Below are 20740 nucleotides of genomic sequence, written 5' to 3'. Positions count from 1 at the left end.
TTTTCAGGCTGCCTCAAAATGCAATACCATAGGCAGCCTGAAAATCATCTATGGAAGGAAAATTATGAAACCTGTTTTAAACTATTCATTCACAGCGGTTGCCCTAAGCATTGCCCTATCGGCGTGCAACCTTGCGCCCAAATACGAAAAACCCAATGTTGAACTGCCGTCCGACACCTTCAAATACGATGCGCAGCGCAACGGCGAACAAGCCTTTCAGGCTGCATCATTGGGCTGGCAAGACTATTTTGCCGACCCCCGCTTGCACGCCTTGATTGAAATCGCTTTGAAAAACAACACCGATTTGCGCACCGCCAATTTGAATGTGGAACAAGTCCGCGCCCAATACGCGATTACGCGCTCATCGCAGTTCCCGAGCCTCGGGGCAAACGGCGGCGCAAGCCGCAGCCGTGGCGACGTGGAAAGCTACAACGCAGGCTTGGGCATTTCTGCGTTTGAGCTGGATTTGTGGGGGCGCGTGCGCAACAGCAGCCAAGCCGCGCTGCAACAATATTTCAGCACCGCCGCCAGCCGTGATGCCACGCATCTGAGCCTGATTGCCAGCGTTGCCAAAGCCTATTTCAACGAACAATACGCCACAGCCGCGATGGCGTTATCCGAAAAAACTTTGGCGAGCTACCAAAAAACCTACGATTTGGCGAAAGTGCGCCACAAAGCAGGCGTGATTTCCGCGCTGGATTTGCGCTCGCAAGAAGCGATGATTGAAAACGCCAAAGCCAGCTACGCCGCCGCCGTGCGCGCCCGCGAGCAAGCGCGCAATGCGTTGGAATTGCTGATTAGCCAAAAAATCCCCGACGATTTGCCCGCGCCTTTGGCGTTGAGCAAGCAGTTTAAAATCCGCAACTTGCCCGCAGGCTTGCCATCCGACTTGCTGCTCAACCGCCCCGACATCATCGCGGCAGAGCACACGCTTAAAGCCGCCAACGCCAATATCGGCGTGGCACGCGCCGCGTTCTTCCCCACCATCAGCCTCACCAGCACTTTGGGCTTTGGCAGCAGCCAGTTGAGCAATTTATTTAACTCGTCCAATAAAACATGGTCTTACGGCGGCAATCTGTCGCTGCCCATTTTTGACTGGGGGCAACGCCGCAACCAGTTGAAAGTGAGCAAAATTGAGCAGGAAAAAGCCGTAGTCGCCTACGAAGCCGCCGTTGAAGGCGCGTTCCGCGACGTGGCCGATGCGCTGGTTGCCCGCGCCGCCATGAACACGCAATACGATTCCAACCTGGCGCAACAAAAAGCCTACAACGAACGCCTGCGCTTAACCACCCTGCGCTACAAACACGGCGTTTCCAGCGCATTGGATTTGCTGGACGCGCAACGCAGCAGCTATTCGGCCGACACAACCGTGTTGTCCACCCAGCTGAGCCTGCTGGAAAACTTGGCGGATTTGTATAAAGCCTTGGGCGGCGGCTTGAAACGCTATTCCAGCGACGATGCCACCACGCAGCGGGAAATCAAGGCGGCAAAAACCGCCGTGCAAACAAGCAAACAGGCAACCGCCCAATAACCTTGCGAACCAAAAGGCAGCCTGAAAACGGGTTTGATGTTTTCAGGCTGCCTATTTCGTGTGGCGACATGGCTGTTGCGTTGTCTTGTTGTGCTGCAGGTTGAATAGCTGAAACCGATGTTTGGCGTTGCTTATATTCATTACTACGGCAGCCTGAAAAACACTACGGCAGCCTGAAAAGCGATTGAACGCAGCCATCCATTCGTTAAACAAACATCAGCCCGCTCCATAAGTAAGGCAGCCTGAAACATCAACCCCCTTTTCAGGCTGCCCCACCCTACTCCCTTGGCAATAGCCGAGTTCGCAGCGCGGTTGGCCGGTTCCGCGGATGATTGGGCGTTGGAGCAGGCGCACCTGTTCGGGCTGGCCGGGCACGGCATAAGTGCTGACAACGCCGATAACGTGCGCCAACGCAAAGCAGCCTGCACCCTAATGACAAGCAGCAGCATCACAACAAGGATAATACCAAGGGGGTTGGTTGGTCAGGCGGGCGGGCATATTGGGCATGGTGCTCATGAAATATTGCAGGCTGCCCGATAATACACGAATCTATCGCTTTCGGGCAGCCTGCATGGGATGTTATTTGTTATTTATAGTACAGCCGCACATAGTCAATCTGCGTGGTCTGCATCGGGAACGGCTCTTGGATCGACGGCGGATCCAGATTGTCTTCCCATTCCACATAATCGTTTAAAACGAAATGCCATTTGTCGTTGCGGAGCACTTGTTCGACCAAATCGGGGTCGATTTGCAGCTTGGTGTAGTCCTCGTCGGGCATGGTGGAAACGTATGTACCGTCCGGCGTGAAACTGTGGTAGTCGGTCACATCGACCGTGCTGGAATCGTTCACGCGGTAATGGTGCACGGGAATCAGCTTGCCGTCCATGTAATAACGGATTTTGGTGCCATCATATTCGATGGCCCAAACATGCCAATCGTGCGTCAGCCAAGCGGAACGGTTGCGGATACGGTTTTCCAAGCGATGCACGAATACGCGCGTGCGCCATTCTTTGCCCGCCGTGCTATAATAGCAGCTGATGCTGGATGCAGGGAAGGCATAATCCGGCATGGCGGAGAACCATTCCAGAATCAGCAGCGAACCATAAGGCGCACTACCGCCGCCAGGGGTTTTGCAGGTGCGGATGCTGTCTTCGTTTTTATGTTTGTTCAGCCAAAGCGCAGTGCGCATACCGCGCAGCCCGTTCCAATTCATTTTGGCGCGGACTTCGGCACGGAACGGGCGGCTTGCATCCACCATGCCGATGGTTTCCAGCCGGCCGCTGGAATATTGGGTGACTTTTCCCGCCGGACATACGCCAGAGGTGGCGTTGCTGTCGTTCAAGGGGTCTCCTTCTTTATCAACGCAGTGGCGGCGCGTGGTCAGTTGGGCATAATCGCCGGCCACGAAAGAGATGTTGTCCGGCAGGTAGGACAGATAACTGTGCAAATGATTGCGGATTTCTTTGCTTTCCCAATCGGCAGGCACGCGCCCTTCCTTGAATTCATAGCATTTCTCGCTTCGCCATTGACCGGATTCATCGGTCGGATGTTCGCAGCCGTTTTCGGAAGGTGCGGGCGTGGGAGCCGGTGTGGGTGCTGGCGCTGGGGACGGCGTCGGTGAAGGGGTGGGTACGGGACTTGGCGCCGGTGTCGGATTAGGTGTCGGCACTGGAGCAGGCGCAGGACTTGGGGCGGGTGTAGGCGTTTGTGCGGAAGTGTATTCCCTTCCTCTGATTTTCGCATAGTTATTGTTATTGGAAGATGAGCCGGAGGTTGAGTTGGCCGTGGCTAAGCCTTTTGCTGTGCCCAGACCTGATTTTTCGTCTTCATTGCAGCCTGCGGTAAGTGCTGCCAAGCACATCACCACCAATAATTTTCTCGCATACATTCATTTGAACTTTCTGGCAAAAATTGATTTATCGGCTGAATGAAAACTCAATATCTACACATTCTCATTCAACACCAATGCAAGCATGTCCATACGCGCAAATATGCCGTTTTGTGCTTGTTCAAAGTAATAAGCATGCGGCGTGCCATCTACGTCGGGCGCAATTTCGTCCACGCGCGGCAGGGGGTGCAGCACACGCAGATTGGGTTTGGCATTGGCCAAAGTGGCGGCATGCAGGTTGAATTTGCCTTGGATTTTGGCGAATTCCACGCCATCGAAGCGTTCGCGCTGCACGCGGGTCATATACAGGATATCTGCCCATTCCGCCGCACTTTCCAAATTGGGCAGTATCTGCCATTTTGCGCCGGCTTCGTCCAATTCTTCGGTAATGTATTCGGGCATGGCCAGGCTGGGCGACGACACAAATGCAAATTCGCAGCCGAAGCGTTTTAAGGCTTGCACCAGCGAAAACTACCATGCCCAAACTCATTCTCGCCCCCATGCAAGGGCTAACTGATGCCCCCATGCGCGACCTGCTCACACGCATCGGCGGCTACGACGAATGCGTGAGCGAATTCGTCCGCATCACCCACACCGTCCATTCCCGCGTCACATGGCTGCGCCACGTCCCCGAAATCGCCCGGCAAAACCGCACCCCGTCGGGCATCCCCTGCACCACCCAACTGCTCGGCAGCGATGCCGACATGATGGCAAAAAACGCGCTGGAAGCCGTGCGCCTCGGCGTGCAAACCATAGACCTCAACTTCGGCTGCCCCGCCCCCACCGTCAACAAACACCAAGGCGGCGCCATCCTGCTGCGCGAGCCCGAGCGCATCCACCAAATCGTGCACGAGCTGCGTTTCAGGCTGCCCGAACACATCAACCTCACCGCTAAAATGCGTTTGGGTTTTGAAAACACCGATTTGGCCGTCGCTAACGCCCAAGCCATCGCCGCAGGCGGCGCCAGCCAAATCACCATCCACGCCCGCACCAAAGTGCAAGGCTACGAACCGCCCGCCCATTGGCATTGGCTCAAAACCATCCGCGAGCACGTTAACATCCCCGTCATCGCCAACGGCGACGTGTTCACGCTGGACGACTACCTCGCCATCCGCCAAACCAGCGGCTGCGACGACGTGATGATTGGGCGCGGCGCGGTGATGCGCCCCGATTTGGCGCGCCAAATCAAGCAACACCTGCGCGGCGAGCCCGTTCAGGCTGCCGCATTCAACGCGGAAATCATGGATTGGATACGGCTGTTTTTTGATTTGTGCCTCGCGCACGAGCCGCAAGGCAAATACGCCGTCGCGCGGCTCAAACAATGGCTCGGCATGATGAAAAAAGCCTACCCCGAAACGGCGCAACTGTTTGCCGCCGTGCGCACCTTGCGCGAAGCGAGCGAAATCCAATGCGTGTTGCAGGATTTTCAGGCTGCCTGAACCGCCGCCTATGGCAGCCTGAAACAAAAAACCCAGCGTTCATCCGCTGGGTTTCGTTTACATCAAGCCAAGCCCATCAAAGCTGGCTCATCTTCATCCGAATAAACTGCCGGTTGCCCGAGTTTTCAGGCAATTTATCCAACGCCAGTTTATACGCCTCGCCCGCCTCTTTAGCTTTGCCTTGCGCCGCGAACACATCGCCTTTGGTTTCGTTAATCAACGGCTGATACGGCTCGCTCACAGGCATGGCAAGCGTTTTAAGCGCGTCGTCGTATTTTTTCTGCTGAATATACACATTCGCCAAATTCTGCATCGCGGCAGCCTGAAAAACGGGCGTTTTGTCGTTTGCCAGCACCCATTGATACGCCTTTGCCGCATCGTCCAGCTTGCCCGCTTGGAACAACGCCGCCGCCGTTTGCAAGCTCGCCTGCGTGGTTGCCGTGTCTTTCGGGAACTGCTGTTGCAACGCCGCCAATTTCGCCGCATCGCCTTTCACCTGCGCCGCCAGTTGCGCCGCTTGCGCGCTGCCTTGGTGCACGCGCCCTTTATACGCCACATAGCCCACATAGCCCAACGCGCCCGCCACCAGCACCGCCGCCACCCATTTGCCGCCGCTGTGCCAAATATGCTTCGCCGTGTTGATGTTTTCTTGTTCGTCGTGATAACCCGCCATTATTGCGTACTCCATTCGTTTAATTGTTGAACTAGCTCATCGGCAGCAACGGTTGTTTGCCCGCGCTCGCCGCGTAAGTCTTTAATGGTAACCGTATTTTGCGCCACTTCGTTTTCCGCAATAATCACGGCAAACGTCGCGCCCGATTGGTCGGCGCGTTTAAACTGGTTTTTCAGCTTGGTGCTGCCTGAAAACTGCGCCACGTTCAGCCCCGCACCGCGCAAAGTCTGCGCGTGTTTCATCGCGGCTAACGTTGCGCCCTCGCCCTGCTGCATCACAAACACATCGGGCGCGAAATCGGCTTTCAGGCTGCCGTAATCGCGCACCAGCAGCAGCAGCCGCTCGATGCCCATCGCAAAGCCGATGGATGGCGTGGCACGTCCGCCCAATTCTTCCATCAAGCCATCATAACGCCCGCCGCCGCACACGGTGGCCTGCGCGCCCAGCTTGTCGGTGGTCCATTCAAACACGGTGTGGTTGTAATAATCCAAGCCGCGCACCAAGCGTGGGTTTTCTATGTATTTGATTTGCAAGCCATCCAGCAGCGATTTAAACGTGTTGTAGTGTTGCAACGAGGCTTCGCCCAGATAATCCAACAGGCGCGGCGCGGCGTTGCAAATGTCTTGCAAGGCAGGGTTTTTGCTGTCTAACACGCGCAGCGGGTTGGTGTGCAAACGGCGTTTGCTGTCGTCGTCCAACTCGGCTTCGTGTTGCGACAAGTAAGCAACCAACGCAGCGCGGTGGGCGGCACGTTCTTCGCGGTTGCCCAAACTGTTGATTTCCAGCGTTAATTGCCCGCTGATGCCCAATTCGCGCCACAAATCGGCGCACATGGCGATGATTTCCGCGTCAATATCGGGGTCGGCAAAGCCCAGCGCTTCAATGCCCACTTGGTGAAACTGACGATAACGCCCTTTTTGCGGGCGTTCGGCGCGGAACATCGCCCCCATGTACCACAATTTTTGCGGCGCGGCGTAGGTTAAATCGTGTTCCACCACCGCGCGCAGGCAGCTTGCCGTGCCCTCGGGGCGCAGGCTGAGGCTGGTTTCGCCCGCGTTGTCGTTAAACGTGTACATTTCCTTGCCCACCACATCGGTTTCTTCGCCGATGGAGCGTACAAATAGATTTGTGTGTTCCACAATGGGCGTGCGGATTTGCTTGTAGCCAAATCGTTGCGTCCATTTTTGTACTTGGTTTTCAAAGGCTTGCCAGAAATCGGCAGTGAGCTTGAAGTCTTTTTGTTCAACGGGCAGAAGGTCGTTCATGCCTTTAACGGATTGGATTTTTTGCGACATTTTGCGGCTTTCGGATAATCTAACTGGGTTTTCAGGCTGCCTGAAAAAAGCGCGTATTGTAACCGATTTCAGGCTGCCTATTTTGCTAAAATATCGTTCATGAAACCCAGCCCCCTGCCCATGCTAAACGGCATCAAACCCAGCTACCTCAACCTACCGCACGACAAGCAATACATCGGCAAACCGCTGCTGTGCTATTTGCGCGCCCGCTTTCCGTTTATCGCCGAAAATATTTGGCGCGCGCGGCTCAACAGCGGCATGGTGGTGAACCAGCGCGGCGAGCCGTTGCACGAAAATGTGTTGTACCAAGCAGGAGAAAAGATTTTTTACTACCGCGAAATCAGCCGCGATGCCGAGCCGCGCATTCCGTTTGACGAAAAAATCTTGTGGTTAGACAACGATTTAATCGTGGTAGACAAGCCGCATTTTTTGCCCGTTACCCCCAGCGGGCGGTTTTTGCACGAAACGCTGCTCACGCGCCTGCGGCTGCATCCCGATTTGCAGTATCTGAATACCGCCGACATCACGCCGCTGCATCGTTTGGACAAAGACACCGCAGGCGTAATGCTGTTTTCGCATAATCCCGCCACCCGTGCGGCGTATCACACGCTGTTCCCCAGCCATGCCATCCAAAAAACCTACCACGCGCTCGCGCCCACGCGCTTGGATTTGGCATACCCGCTCATCGTGCGCACGCGCCTTGTGCCTAGCGAGCCGTTTTTCTTGATGCGCGAGGCGGCGGGCGAAGCGAATGCGGAAACGCGCGTCCGCCTGCTGGAACCGCGCGGCGAAGCGAGCCTATACGAATTGCAGCCGGTTACCGGCAAGAAACACCAGCTGCGGGTGCAGATGATGGGGCTGGGCATGCCGTTGCTGAACGACGCGCTGTATCCCGTGGTGCAGCCTGAAAACGGCGACGATTACAGCAAGCCGTTAAAACTGCTGGCAAAGCGGTTGGCGTTTATTGACCCGCTGACGGGCGCGGCACGGGCGTTTGAAAGCGGGCAGGATTTGTGATTGGCAAACGGGATTAAGGCAGCCTGAAAGGTGTCGGCGACGGCGTTTTCAGGCTGCATGGGATACGTAAAGGCAGCCTGAAACGGTATGGTGCGTTTCAGGCTGCCTTTGTTTTTAGCAGCGCACGGCTTGCGGGCAAGCCGTAGGGGCGCGGATTGGCTTTTCAGGCTGCCAAACATCGCGCCCGCGTTCAGCGAAAGCCCGAAGGCAGCCTGAAATCCATGGTTGAAAACCTTTGGAGCGGTCTGCGTTGCGAAGCTGAAAGGCGGGGCAACGGCAGAGGCAGCCTGAAAACAAGAAACGCCGTCATGCCCGCGTGGGCGGGAATTTTGTTTGATATTCAGGAATAACCGTAAAAACAAACTGTTGCCGTAGGTCAGGCATCAATGCCCGACCTGCTTGCGTTTTGCCCAGATTTCAGGCTGCCTTAATGCGTTTGGGCAGCCTGAAACGGCAAACCTGTATTTGTATGGATGACGGCGCACACGGCTTTTATTCGTCTGCATCCCCGTCATCCCACGCGTGTTTCACGGCATGGTTGGCGGTGTCCAAATCAAAGCCGCGATAGACCAGAAAGCGCAGTTGCTTTTGTTTTTCGGCGTAATCGGCGGGCGGCGCGGGGTATTTTTTGCGCAGCACTTGGTTGGCATGCGCTTGCTCGACGCGGGCATCGGGCAGGTGTTCGCGGATAAGCGCTTCGTCGATGCCTTGCGCGGCAAGGGCTTGTTTGAGCCGTTGCGTGCCGTGTTTTTGGCTTTTGCTGTGGATGTAGGCTTCGGTGTAGCGTTCGTCGGATTGCCAGTTGCGCCGGGCAAATTCGGCGAGCACGGCTTCTAACTCGTCGGGGTCTTCAGCGTAGGGGGCGAGTTTGCGGTAGAGCTGTTGGCGGCTCACTTCGCGGCGGGAGAGGATGTCTAGGGCGCGGGCGCGTAGGGATTTGGTGGGTCGCATGGTGGTGGGGGTGATGGGGGTTGAGGCAGCCTGAAAAAACATATATACGGGGGCGTGGCTTTGCGGCGTAGCGTGGCATTTTGCCAAACGTTGCGTGGGCAAGCGCATACACTCGACGGGTATCGTTGTCATTTTGGCTTGTTGTAAAACGGTATTCGGAAATCTGTTTTCAGGCTGCCTGATCGGGTGTGTAAACAAGATTAGGCAGCCTGAAATCTAAAATGGCGCGGCAACAGCTCGTCGCCAAATGGCGTATTCAATGGCGTTTTGCCGGTTGGCAAGAAAATGTCGGCGAGCCGCCGACGCGCCATTGGTTACAGCTTTTGTAAAGGTTTCAGGCTGCCTTATGCGGGCGGATTACTCTTCTTCGGGCTTTTGCGGGCGCAGATGGGCGTAAATATCGGGCAGGGCGTTAATCGTCCAATCGGGCTTGGTGGCGGGGTTTTGGCTCAGTTGCGCCATGTCGCCGTAGCCAAAGGTTACGCCCACGGCGATGCTGCCTGCGGCTTTGGCGGAGAGGATGTCGTTTTTGGAATCGCCCACCATGATGATGTTTGCCACGTTCACGCCGAGCACTTGGGCGACGTGGCGCAGCGGCTCGGGGCTGGGTTTTTTGTGCGGCAAGGTGTCGCCGCCAATGACGATGCTGAAATAGCCATCCAGCTTCAAGGCTTTGAGCAGTTTCACGGCGAGGATTTCGTTTTTGTTGGTGATAACGGCAAGCGGGATGCGCAGCGATTGCAGCAACCCCAAACCTGCTTCGGTTTCGGGGTAGGCGCGGGTGTGGTCGGCGATGTGGTCGGCATAATGTTGGATAAAGGCGGTGTAGCCTTGTTGCCATTGCGCGTCAGAAGCGGTGCCTTGCGGGTTGTCGGTGAGGGCGCGGTGCACCAGCACGCCGATGCCGTCGCCCACATAGCTTTGCACGGCGGCATCGGGCAGCGCTGCCATGCCGAGCGTTTGGCGCATGGCGTTGGCGGCAGCGGCAAGGTCGGGGATGGAGTCGCAGAGTGTGCCGTCTAGGTCAAAGGCAACGGCTTGGATTTGAGTAGTCATGATTTTTCCTTTTGTAAGCAAGCTGTTGGGACAGCCTGAAATTTAACTTCGTTGAAGCCTGCGGTTTTCAGGCTGCCTTGGGCGTATTCGCCACCGCCGAAACCTTAATCTCCACCAGCCATTCGCCGTTTGCCAGCTTCGCTTCCACGCAAGCGCGCGCAGGCGGGTTTGCCGCATCTACCCAAGCGTCCCATGCCGCGTTCATCCCCGCATAGTCCGCCATGTTGGCTAAAAAAATAGTCGCTTCCACAATATGCGCCTTGTCCGAGCCGCATTGCGCCAGCCAAGCGTCAATCTGGCGCAACACATCCGCCGTTTGCGCCGTGATGTCGCCGCCCGTCTCGGGCACCATGCCCGATAAAAACACAAAACCATTGGCAACCACCGCTTCCGACAAGCGCGCGCCGCAGCCAAACCGTTCAACAGCCATCGCAAACCCTTTCGTTTACATCGTTTAACAAGCCTCCATTCTACCACGCAGCCTGAAAACCGTAGGCTTCAACAGCGTTAAAACAGCGCGCGGCGGCAAAGCGAAAACGCCCGCGCATCATGCTATCATTGCGCCCGTTGTTTCCCCACCCCAACCCGTTTTCAGGCTACCCACATGACCACCCCCGCCCCGCTCAACCCGCTCACCATCCCCGTTCACGGCACCCACCTTATCGAAGCCAGCGCAGGCACAGGCAAAACATGGAACATCGCCGCCCTGTTCACCCGCCTTGTGCTGCTGGAACAGCAAAGCGTAGAAAAAATCCTTGTGGTAACGTTTACCAAGGCCGCCACCGCCGAGCTCAAAACCCGCCTGCGCGCCCGCCTGGACCAAGCCCTTACCGCGCTCAAACGCACGCCCAACGCCCAAACGCAGCCTGAAATCCTGCGCCAAAACAGTTTGGATGACAAAAACCGTCCCGACGACTTCCTCTTCAACCTGCTCAGCCAAGCCCTCGCCAGCGAAAGCCAAGACCGCCTGCAACTGCGCCTAACCGCCGCCATCAGCAATTTTGACAACGCCGCCATCTACACCATCCACGGCTTCTGCCAACGCATCCTGCAAGACTTCGCCTTCTACTGCCAAGCCCCCTTCAACATCCAGCTCAACGAAGACCCCAACGACAACCCCAATCTCACCGCCATCCAAGACTACTGGCGCACCCAAATCGCACCCAACCCCGTCCAGGCCCAGCTTGTCTATCAGCACAACCAAACCCCCGAAAAACAACTGCAAGCCCTATCCCCCTACCTAGCCCGCCCCTATCTCCAATTTCGGCAGCCTGAAAGCAGCCATATCGCCCAAACCCAGCAACAATTCCAACAAGCATGGCAACACGTTTGCGCCCAGCTTCCCCAAATCCAAGCCGCCTTCTGGCAACTGCATCCCCATCTCAACAAACAAAGCTACAACGCCGCCCGCTGCGAAGACCGCTTCGCCCAGCTCCACCAATTTTCAGGCTGCCCCAGCCCCGCCACCATCTGGCAACTGCTTACCGAAAGCAAACACACCCAAGCCATCTTCACCGCCGAATTTCTGCAAAGCAAAGCCAACCAAGACAAAAAATCCAAACAAAAAATCCAACTGCCCGCCGAGCCACTCGCCCTGATAAACAACACCCTAGGCGCGCTCGCCACCGCCGCCCAACGCTGCATCCAAGCCCAAGAGCAAGCCCTTATCCAGCTTGCCCACAACATCATCCACTACCTGCGCACGCAAAACGAAGCCAACAAAAAAACCAGCCCTAGCCGCCAATTTGACGACCTGCTGCTGGATGTTTACCACGCCCTCAGCCCCGAAAAACCCCACGCCCAAGCCCTTGCCCGCGCCCTATCCGCCAACTGGCAAACCGCCCTCATCGACGAATTTCAAGACACCGACCCCCTGCAATACGCCATCTTCCAAGCCGCCTTTATGCAACCCCCAAGGCAGCCTGAAAACAAGTGCAACCAAAATAAAACCGCCTTCTACATGGTCGGCGACCCCAAACAAGCCATCTACAGCTTCCGCGGCGCAGACATCTACGCCTACCTAGCCGCCGCCGAACACATCCCCCCCGCCAACCGCCACACCCTCAGCCAAAACCACCGCAGCCACGCCGCCCTTATCCACGCCATCAACGCCCTATTTTCCCGCCCCAACCCCTTTGCCCTAGATAAAATTCCCTACCACCCCGCCCGCGCCGCCCGCAGCCAAAGCAAGCTCCCCAGCGGCGAAGCCCCCCTGCGCCTCACCTGGCTCAACCAAGACCCCACCGCCGACGACAGCGACACCCTCACCCAACGTGCCGCCCAATGGTGCGCCCAAGAAATCGCCGTTACTTTACACGCCCACGCCCAAGGCAAAACCCCCATCAGCGCAGGGCAAATCGCCATCCTCGTGCGCACCCGCAAAGAAGGCACGCTGATGCAACGCCAGCTCAAAACGCACCACATCCAAAGCGTGCTCCTGAGCCGCGACAGCATCTACGCCGAAGAAGAAACCCAAGCCGTCTACGCCCTCATCAGCTTCATCCTCAACCCCCAACGCACCCAACACCTCATCTACCTGCTTTCAGGCTGCCTCTACAACCACACCGCCCTGCAAATCCAACAGCTCAACCAAAACGAAGCCCAGCTCACCCAATGGACCGATGCCGCCAACCAAGCCGCCCAAACATGGCAACAACACGGCGTTTACACCGCCCTACAACAATTTCTCCGCCAATTCCAAGCCGAAACCACCCTGCTGTCCCAACGCAACGACCGCACCCTCACCAACCTCCACCAAATCCTAGAAATCCTCGCCGCCCAAGACGAAAAAGGACAGCCCCCCAGCGCGCTGCAACAATGGCTCGGACAACAAATCCAAGCCAGCCAAAACCACGCCAACCCCCAAGACCACGCCCTGTTGCGCCTAGAAAGCGATGAAAATCTCGTCAAAATCGTAACCATGCACGCCGCCAAAGGGCTGCAATACCCCGTCGTATACTGCCCGTTCGTCTGGAAAGCCCGCAACCAACAGCCCCCCGAATGGCAAATCATCCACCAAAACCACCAAGCCCAGCTCATCCACAAAACCCAGCTCACCGACAGCGACCAACAACAAGCCCAAACCGAACAACGCTCCGAAGACCTCCGCCTGCTCTACGTCGCCCTCACCCGCGCTGAAGAACAGCTCAACATTTACATCGCCAGCTACCCCCAAACCGAAAACAGCCCCCTCGCCTACCTCATCCAACACCAGCAGCCTGAAAAAGGCAAAAGCAAAAAAGACGAATACGCCCACCTCCAAGCCCAAGCCTACCGCCAAAGCTGGCAAAACTTCATCGCGCAACACCCCGAGCACATCCAATGGCACGACACCCTCACCCTGCCCACCTACACAGGCAGCCTGAAAACCAGCGAACCCCAAACCAACGAACCCACCACCTACCGAGCCACCCCCATCCCCCCCCGCAGCTACCGCAGCCCCCAGCACACCAGCTTCACCGCCCTCAGCCGCCACAGCACCACCCAACCCACCGAACACACCCCCCTAGACCCCAGCGAACAAACCACCCAACCCCAAAACCCACAAGGCAGCCTGAAACCAGATGACCCCCCCACCATCGCCCAATTCCCCCAAGGCACAGCCGCAGGCATCTGCCTGCACAGCCTATTGGAACGCTACCCCTTCGCCCAACCCGGGCGGCAAAACCTCCCCCTCATCCAAACCACCCTAGACCAACACAACATCAACAGCCAACAATGGCAAGACACCATCGCCCAGCTGATTGAAGACACCCGCCACACCCCCCTCTTGCCCCGCACCAGCCTCAGCACCCTGCCCCCGCAAAACATCCTCACCGAATTCGGCTTCCTGCTGCACACCCGCAACTTCACCCTAGGCAGCCTGAAAACATGGTTTGCCCAACACAGCAAGCTCCCCCCCGAAATCACCGCCGCCGCGCAAAACCTCAGCTTCCGCGACGTACAAGGCTACATCAACGGCTACATAGATCTGCTCGCCCAAACCGAAACAGGCGACACCCTCATCCTAGACTACAAATCCAACTGGCTCGGCAACAGCCCCAGCGACTACACCCAAGCCGCGCTCAACCAAGCCATCGCCCAACACCACTACGCCCTACAAGCCCTGCTCTACGCCATCGCCACCGCCCGCTATCTCACCAGCCGCAACGCCCAGCCGCAAACCATCCACATCCGCTACCTCTTCCTGCGCGGTCTGGACGGTATCACCAGCAACGGCGTATGGCAATGGGACATCCCCACCAGCAGCCTGAAACAATGGTTGTAAACAAGAGGGTTGCGAACAAGCAGGGCAACGACCGCCAGCCCGACCACCGTTTTCAGGCTGCCGTTTAACCCGCCCCAAAAGGTAGCCTGAAACCCTTGCGAACCCAATGCCGACACGGAGCAGCGACGGCTCGCCAACATTTTGCCGACGCGCAACGCACGATTTAAACAGAAACGCACCATTCCAATTTCAGGCTGCCTTTAATGCAGCCTGAAAACACCCAACAGAGGGCAGACAACTCGCTTGCCCGCCAAAATACCCACCCCCACGGCAAACAAATTAACCGCCCCAAGTTTGAACGCGGGCGCAATAACAGGCAGCCTGAAAACCATCCCGCGTCCCCTACGGCTTGCCCGCAAGCCGTGCGCCGGCTAAAAATACCAAGGCAATTGCAGGTCGGGCATTTATGCCCAACCGACCGGGTTTTGCAAAAGTTTCAACCGACAAAAGGCAGCCTGAAAACGAATGCACACGTTTTCAGGCTGCCTTTTTCGCAGACAAACATTTGAATGCACTAGATTTGAATGCGCCCGCCAACCGATTTCGTTGGATGGGCGAACAACGCTTGGGCTTCATTGAAGCTACGGGTTTTCAGGCTGCCTCTTCACACCGGCGCCAACAGCATCAGCCGCTTACCAACCAATATGCCTCAATCCAATGCTCTGCAATTCAACCCTCTTTGGCGACGAGCCACCGCCGCTCCATGCCCCGCTTACCGCTCTAACATTTTCAGGCTGCCGCAACAGTTTCCAAACACAAATGCAGCCTGAAAACGCATCCAACACGTTTTCAGGCTGCCTCCTATCCCCATCCCAAGCACAACAAGCAACAAAGCATTGCCAACACACCAACAATCACGCCTCGCTACAAAGCGAGCATGTTTCAACACACAGCCTCCTGAAAGCGGCTGTCTGAAATGCGCTACGTCAGCCTGTGCAGCGGCGTGGTTTCAACACACAGCCGCCCGTAGGCGGCTGGAAAAGTCATGCTTGCGAAACGTCCCGTAACGCAAGTTTCAACACACAACCGCCCGAAGGCGGCTGCCCCGCGCGCTACCACGCCTCAATCCGACGCTCTGCAATTCAACCCTCTTTTGGCAACGCGCCCCCGCCGCTCCATACCCCGCCCATCGCACCAACATTTTCAGGCTGCCGCACAGATTGCCCGAAACCGCAAAGGCAGCCTGAAAAACGAATGCACACGTTTTTCAGGCTGCCTTTACATCACCCCACCCAATAAGCATCGCCAGCCCGCCAACCAAAGCCAATATTCCGCGCCATTCAAACACGCCTTTTGGCAATGGGCAATGAGCCGCCGCCGTTCCATGCCTTGCCAACCGCAGCACCGTTTTCAGGCTGCCTATTTTTTCTTGTCCTTGGCTTTTGCAGGCGGCTTGCTGTTGGGTTTCGCAGCGGATTTGTCGCCGGCTTGGGGTTTGGCTTTTTCAGGCTGCTTATTGCTCGGCTTGGCTTTTTCAGGCTGCCTTACCGGCTGGGCGGCGAGTTTCGCAGTGGATTTGACAGCAGGTTTGGCAACGGGCTTAACGGCGGGTTTAACAGGCTTGGCTTTGGGCAATGCGATGCGCGGTTCGTGTTTGGCTTCGTTGCGGCTTTCGGGTTTTTCGGGCGCGGGGGCAACCGCAGGGGCGGCTGGCCGGGCGACGGGTTTGGGCTTGGGCGCGGCTTGGGCTGGAGCGGGCGCGCTGTTGTCGTTTTCAGGCTGCGTGTCGGGCTGGGCGATAAACCATTGCCATTGCTGCTTCAAGGCGCTGCTGATGGCTTTTTGTTTTTCTTCAGCGGTGGTGCTGCCCGATGTGATTTGTTGGAAATTAAGGCTCACGCTGGGGTTGTCCATTTTGCCGCTGACGCGGATGGGCAGGGCTTGGCTTTCGGCGTTGCCTTTGAAGCGGATGTCTTCGGTGATTTCGTTGCTGGCAAGGTTGAGCTTGCCGCTGCTGGTCATGGTGGCGGCGGGCCAGGTAAACGCGGCTTGGGCGCTGTGGCTGCTGATGCCGTTTTGGATGTTGGCTTCCAGCACAAAATGGCTGAACGGCATGGCGGTGGCTTCGGCTTCGGGCGTGCTGTTGCCGATGCCGGCGAGCAGGTTGCGGATGCGGTTGAAGCTGATGCCCGACCATTCGCCGTCGTTAATATCCAGTTTCACGCTGCCGTTGAGGCTGGCGAGCATTTCGTCGGGGCTGCTGCCTTGCGCGGTGAGGGCGAATTCGGCGGTGCCTTTGCCGCTAATGCGGCTTTGTTTGAACAGGTCTTGCAGCATGGGGTGGATTTGCACGCCTTCGGCTTTTTGGTGGAGCTGGTAGGCGATGGGGGTGCGGTTTTGGATGATGAGGCTGCCGTCGGTGCGCCCGCTGTATAGGTCGGCGGTGAGCGGGGCGAGGATGATGGATTCGGCGCTGGCGTTGATGCCGGCGTGGATATTGTCGATTTGGGCGCGGGGGGTTTCCAGCGTGCCGATGTCGGCGTCGATTTGGTAGGTGAGCGGGGCGGTGGGGAAGATTTGGCTGATGTCGCTGGTGGTGGGGTTGCTTTTGATGAGCGTGGCGTAGTTTTTGGTGTTGAGTTTGGCGATTTTCAGGCTGCCGCTGATGTGGTTTTCGTTGCGCGCCAGCGCGATGTTGGCGGGTTGCTTGTCAAACAGCCCTTGCAGTTGGACGCGCCAACTGGCGGGGTGGGCGAAATTCAGGCTGCCTTCCATTTCGCTGGCGAAACGGGGCGTGCCTTGGGGTGTGGTTTGGGTGCTGATGAATTTGAGTTTGCCAAGCTGGATGCCGCTGCCGTTGCGCCATATCAGCTCGGATTTGGCGTTGATGTCTAGGTTGTCTTGTTGGGCGTTGCGGGTGTTGAGATCTAGGTTGATTTCGTCGCTGTGCAGTTCGTTGTCTTGCCATTGGGCTTGGGCGGCGGCAAGCGTGCCGGTGGGCTGGTTGGGGTGGCCGGGGGCGGTGAACACGGCGTTGATGCCTGTGAGCTTGGTGTCGCCATAGCGGCTGGCGAGCTTGGTGATGCTGATGTTGAAGGTGCTGTTGTGGCGATAGCTGGCGATTTCTAGCTTGCTGTTTTCGGCGATGAAGTCTTGTTCACGCCATGTGGCGTTGGTTTTCAGGCTGCCTGAAAAGGTGTAGCCGTTTTCTTTGCCGTTGAATTTGACGGCGAGCTTGGGGAACTGCTGGCTGTTGGGGCTGCTGATGGTGTCGCCCGCGGCGGCCAGTTGCAGGTTTTCCCAATAGGGCGATTGGGCTTGGGCTTCGAGCTGGTAGCCGATGGTGGTGTCGTTTTGGCGGGCGAGGGCGAGGCTGATTTGGCTGAATGCAAATTCGCCCTGCTCGGCATCGCGCACGATAAGCGTGCCGCGGTTGATTTGCACGCGGTTGAACACGGCGGGGCGTTGGTTGCGGGTTTGCCATAAATCGGCGATGTTCCAGCGCCCTTGGTTGTTGCGAATCAACAGCGCGTGCACGTCGTTGAGCACCAGTTTTTCAATGGTGGGCTCGCTAATCAGGCTGCTCCACCCGATGCCAATTTTGACTTCTTGCGCGCGCAGGGCGGGGGCTTTGCCGTCGGCTTCGCTCAATACCACGTTGTGCAGGATGATGGTGGGGCGCGGGAACAGGCTGCGCTCAATTTGCGCGTCAAATTGCACGGTGCGCTTTGTGCCTGCTAGGGCTTCGCGGGCGCGTTGCTGCAAGGCCTCGTGTTCGGATACGCGATACAACGCCGCCGAGCCGCCCAAATACACGCCCGCCACAATCAGGCACGCAACCAAAGCCATGCGGCTGATGCGCCAGTGTGCGGGGGAAAGGTGGAATCTGGGCAATGAAGACATGGGCTGCGCGTGCGGGAAACGAGAAAGATTGGCATTTTAGCAAATTTTGCCGGCGGGCGTGGGCGTAAGCTGTGTTGTGGTGGCGGCAGCCTGAAAAGCAAAGCTAAAAACCACAGCAAGCATGCCCGCTCTGCGCCGTTTGCCATTAAAATCCCGCCCGCAAACATACGCCCCAGAAAGCCCCCCCATGCAGCCTGAAACCCCCATCGCCGCCTACCGCGCCGCCCGCGCCGCCGCCGACCAATCCTTCCAGCAAAACCGCCGCCCCTATCTCTATTTCCGCCGCCACACCGCCGCCGCCGATGCCCTGCTGGTTGCCCTGTGGCAACAGCATTTTTCAGGCTGCCCACACCTTTGCCTGCTCGCCACCGGCGGCTACGGGCGCAGCGAACTCTACCCCCATTCCGATTTAGACATCGCCATACTTTCCCCCGCCGAACTCACCGAGCGCGAGCAAGACAGCCTCGCCCGATTCATCCAAACCCTGTGGGACGGCAAACTCGCCCCCGCACCGCAATCAGGCAGCCTGAAACAAATCCTCCAAGCCGCGCAAGACGACTTAACCGCCAGCACCGCCCTGCTGGAAGCCCGCCCCCTATGCGGCAACACCGCCCTCGCCCGACAAGCCATCCGCACCGCCCGGCAACAGCGCGAAATCGTCCCGTTCATTGAAAGCAAACTGCTGGAAATGCAGAAACGCCACGCCAAGCAGCCCAGCCAAACGCTGGAACCGCACATCAAAAACGGCATCGGCGGCCTGCGCGATTTGCACGTTATCAACTGGCTCGCCCGCGTGCAAAACCTCAATCTTGCCGCCCCCGCAGCCGCCCGGTCCGCCATCATTACACCCGCCGAAGCCAAGCTGCTGCGCCACAGCCACCGCACCCTCGCCCAACTGCGCATCGCCATGCACCTTGCCGCCCAACGCGAAGAAGACCGCCTCACCTTTGACCTGCAACACACCCTCGCCCAACAAAACCCGTTTTCAGGCTGCCCCACCCCCGTAAACACATCCCCCCAAGGCAGCCTGAAAACCGCAGGCTTCAACGAAGCCAAAACCGCCATAGAACACCTGATGCACCCCTACTACCGCACCACCAAAACCATCCAACAGCTCAGCGGCATCCTCATCCCCATGCTGCGCGAACGCATCTACTCCCCCTTACCCCGCATCGCCCGCCCCATCAACGAACACTACACCCAAATCAACCACACCCTCGCCGCCAACAACCCCGCCCTGTTCACCCAACAGCCCGAACACATCCTTATCCTCCCCCACATCCTGCAAACCCACCGCGACATCAACCAAATCGCCCCCAAAACCCTACGCGCATGGTGGGCGGCCGCGCAAAAACTAGACCCCAGCTTCAACCAACACCCCGCCCACCGCGCCCAATTTCTCCAATTCTTCCACACAGGCGAAGGGCTCACCCACACCCTGCGCCTGCTCAATCTTTACGGCATCCTCGCCCGCTACCTACCCCAATGGCACAACATCGTTGGGCTCTTGCAACACGACCTTTACCACATCTACCCCGTAGACGACCACATCCTCACCACCCTCGCCCACCTACGCCGCCTCGCCCAAGAAGAACACAGCCACGAAAACCCCGCCCTCTCCACCCTCATGCAACACCACCCCAAGCAACCCATCCTCTACCTTGCCGCCCTGTTCCACGACATCGCCAAAGGACGCGGCGGCGACCATGCCCAACTCGGCGCACAAGATGCCGCCCAATTCGCCCAAGCCCACCAACTTTCCCCCTACGACAGCGACCTGCTCATATGGCTCGTGCGCGAACACCTGCTCATGTCGCAAACCGCGCAAAAAGAAGACATCAGCGACCCCGCCGTCATCCAAAAATTCGCCCGGCGCGTGCAAAGCCAAGAAAAACTAGACTCGCTCTACCTGCTCACCGTCTGCGACATCCGTGCCACCAATCCCAAAATCTGGAACACATGGAAAGCCCAACTGCTAGACCAGCTCTACCACAGCACCCGCGCCCAGCTTTCAGGCAGCCTGAAAACCACCAGCATCCACGACCGCTACCAACACGCCAGCCAAATCCTCGCAGAGCAAAACCACAGCCCCCAAACCATCCGCCGCCTATTCAACACCCTCGGCGCAGCCTACTTCGCCCGCCACAACAGCCCAACCATCGCCCGCCAACTCCCCCAAATCGCCGCCCAGCCCCACCAACCCCACGCCAGCATCACCCCCGAGCCCAACGGCAACTGGCGCATCCTCGTCTATATGCCCAACCAAGACCGCCTGTTCACCCGCCTATGCCGCCTATTCGGGCAACACCAGTTTGACATCGTCGCCGCCCGCGCCTTCATCACCGCCCACGATTTCATTTTAGATAACTTCATCCTTACCCCCCCGCCCCACCACAGCAGCGAAGAACTGCACCAACTACGCACCACCCTGCAAGCCCAGCTTACCCAATTTGCCCACGGCAACATCCCCACCTTCGCCCCACACAAAACCCAACCCAGCCGCCGCGCCCGCCTGCTCCCCCTTGCCCCCAGCGTCAGCATCCAGCCCGAAGAAGAACCCCACCGCTACACCATCCAAATCATCGCCGCCAACCGCCCCCACCTGCTCGCCGACCTCACCGAAGTCTTCGCCCAGCACAACATCCGCCTGTTCTACGCCAAAATCGCCACCCTCGCCGACCGCGCCGAAGACAGCTTTCTCGTAGAAAACAGCGAACTCGCCAACCCCAGCAAAGAATTCGCCCTCAAACGCGACTTGCTCGCCGCAATGGAATAAGCCG

The 20740-nt window shown here is 57.8% G+C and carries 17 protein-coding genes and 1 pseudogene; 8 read left to right on the top strand and 10 right to left on the bottom strand.

Annotation, left to right across the window (positions count from 1 at the left end; translation table 11 throughout):
- Window positions 1–64 precede the first annotated feature (64 nt).
- Window positions 65–1531, top strand: a complete 1467-nt coding sequence (locus H3L93_RS04060) for an efflux transporter outer membrane subunit (RefSeq protein ID WP_155803146.1) — start codon at window positions 65–67, stop codon at window positions 1529–1531.
- 216 nt (window positions 1532–1747) lie between these two features.
- Here H3L93_RS04060 and H3L93_RS04055 read toward each other — a convergent pair whose 3' ends face one another.
- Together H3L93_RS04055 and H3L93_RS04050 are read right to left on the bottom strand one after the other, a co-directional pair.
- A complete protein-coding gene (locus tag H3L93_RS04055; RefSeq protein WP_155803147.1) occupies window positions 1748–1942 on the bottom strand; it encodes a hypothetical protein in 195 nt (64 codons plus the stop codon).
- Window positions 1943–2117: 175 nt separating this feature from the next.
- Window positions 2118–3017: a LamG domain-containing protein gene (locus H3L93_RS04050; protein ID WP_050755572.1), complete on the bottom strand. Its 900-nt coding sequence runs from the start codon at window positions 3015–3017 to the stop codon at window positions 2118–2120.
- A gap of 262 nt (window positions 3018–3279) precedes the next feature.
- Between H3L93_RS04050 and H3L93_RS04045 the strand changes: the two genes are divergently transcribed.
- Window positions 3280–3462 carry a hypothetical protein gene (locus H3L93_RS04045; protein WP_155803148.1) on the top strand — a complete coding sequence of 61 codons (183 nt, stop codon included), beginning with the start codon at window positions 3280–3282 and terminating at the stop codon, window positions 3460–3462.
- Window positions 3463–3473: 11 nt separating this feature from the next.
- Here H3L93_RS04045 and H3L93_RS04040 read toward each other — a convergent pair.
- A pseudogene (locus tag H3L93_RS04040) lies at window positions 3474–3887 on the bottom strand (aspartate carbamoyltransferase); the annotation flags it as partial.
- Window positions 3888–3895: 8 nt separating this feature from the next.
- Here H3L93_RS04040 and H3L93_RS04035 point away from each other — a divergent pair.
- The gene (locus H3L93_RS04035; RefSeq protein WP_003796603.1) at window positions 3896–4858 is read left to right on the top strand and encodes a tRNA dihydrouridine synthase; all 963 of its coding nucleotides are present in this window, start codon (window positions 3896–3898) and stop codon (window positions 4856–4858) included.
- A 76-nt stretch (window positions 4859–4934) separates the two neighbouring features.
- On the opposite strand, the gene H3L93_RS04030 is transcribed toward H3L93_RS04035, so the two are convergent.
- On the bottom strand, window positions 4935–5546 hold the full coding sequence (locus tag H3L93_RS04030) for a YfgM family protein (RefSeq protein WP_003796604.1): 612 nt from the start codon (window positions 5544–5546) through the stop codon (window positions 4935–4937).
- The gene (gene hisS, locus H3L93_RS04025; RefSeq protein WP_003796607.1) at window positions 5531–6826 is read right to left on the bottom strand and encodes a histidine--tRNA ligase; all 1296 of its coding nucleotides are present in this window, start codon (window positions 6824–6826) and stop codon (window positions 5531–5533) included. The genes H3L93_RS04030 and hisS overlap by 16 nt, the downstream gene beginning before the upstream one ends.
- Window positions 6827–6925: 99 nt before the next feature.
- Here hisS and H3L93_RS04020 point away from each other — a divergent pair, with 99 nt between their 5' ends.
- Window positions 6926–7843 (top strand): pseudouridine synthase, encoded by a 918-nt coding sequence (locus H3L93_RS04020; protein ID WP_003796610.1) that lies wholly within the window; start codon window positions 6926–6928, stop codon window positions 7841–7843.
- Here the strand turns inward: H3L93_RS04020 and H3L93_RS04015 are convergent.
- The 4 genes from H3L93_RS04015 to H3L93_RS04000 form a co-directional block, all read right to left on the bottom strand.
- Entirely contained in the window at window positions 7747–8205 is a 459-nt protein-coding gene (locus tag H3L93_RS04015; RefSeq protein ID WP_155803149.1) for a hypothetical protein, read from the bottom strand. The genes H3L93_RS04020 and H3L93_RS04015 overlap by 97 nt on opposite strands.
- A gap of 130 nt (window positions 8206–8335) precedes the next feature.
- Entirely contained in the window at window positions 8336–8794 is a 459-nt protein-coding gene (gene recX, locus H3L93_RS04010) for a recombination regulator RecX (protein ID WP_040558871.1), read from the bottom strand.
- A gap of 357 nt (window positions 8795–9151) precedes the next feature.
- Entirely contained in the window at window positions 9152–9850 is a 699-nt protein-coding gene (locus H3L93_RS04005; protein ID WP_003796618.1) for a phosphoglycolate phosphatase, read from the bottom strand.
- 67 nt (window positions 9851–9917) lie between these two features.
- Entirely contained in the window at window positions 9918–10280 is a 363-nt protein-coding gene (locus H3L93_RS04000; RefSeq protein ID WP_003796620.1) for a RidA family protein, read from the bottom strand.
- A gap of 174 nt (window positions 10281–10454) precedes the next feature.
- Between H3L93_RS04000 and recB the strand changes: the two genes are divergently transcribed.
- The 3 genes from recB to H3L93_RS03990 all read left to right on the top strand — a co-directional run bounded on the left by recB (window position 10455) and on the right by H3L93_RS03990 (window position 14841).
- Window positions 10455–14117, top strand: a complete 3663-nt coding sequence (gene recB, locus H3L93_RS03995; RefSeq protein WP_003796622.1) for an exodeoxyribonuclease V subunit beta — start codon at window positions 10455–10457, stop codon at window positions 14115–14117.
- A 243-nt stretch (window positions 14118–14360) separates the two neighbouring features.
- Complete coding sequence (locus tag H3L93_RS13300) at window positions 14361–14492, top strand: hypothetical protein (protein ID WP_268884199.1); 132 nt, start codon at window positions 14361–14363, stop codon at window positions 14490–14492.
- A gap of 31 nt (window positions 14493–14523) precedes the next feature.
- Window positions 14524–14841: a hypothetical protein gene (locus tag H3L93_RS03990; protein ID WP_040558682.1), complete on the top strand. Its 318-nt coding sequence runs from the start codon at window positions 14524–14526 to the stop codon at window positions 14839–14841.
- Window positions 14842–15476: 635 nt separating this feature from the next.
- Here the strand turns inward: H3L93_RS03990 and H3L93_RS03985 are convergent.
- Window positions 15477–17960, bottom strand: coding sequence for an AsmA family protein (locus H3L93_RS03985; RefSeq protein WP_081446106.1), 2484 nt, complete (start codon window positions 17958–17960; stop codon window positions 15477–15479).
- A 121-nt stretch (window positions 17961–18081) separates the two neighbouring features.
- On the opposite strand from H3L93_RS03985, the gene glnD reads away from it, so the two are divergent.
- Window positions 18082–20736, top strand: coding sequence for a [protein-PII] uridylyltransferase (glnD, locus tag H3L93_RS03980; RefSeq protein ID WP_155803150.1), 2655 nt, complete (start codon window positions 18082–18084; stop codon window positions 20734–20736).
- Window positions 20737–20740 lie beyond the last annotated feature (4 nt).

Source organism: Kingella oralis (assembly GCF_014054985.1).
Lineage (GTDB): Bacteria > Pseudomonadota > Gammaproteobacteria > Burkholderiales > Neisseriaceae > Kingella_B > Kingella_B oralis.
This window is presented reverse-complemented; position numbering and strand designations above follow the sequence as displayed.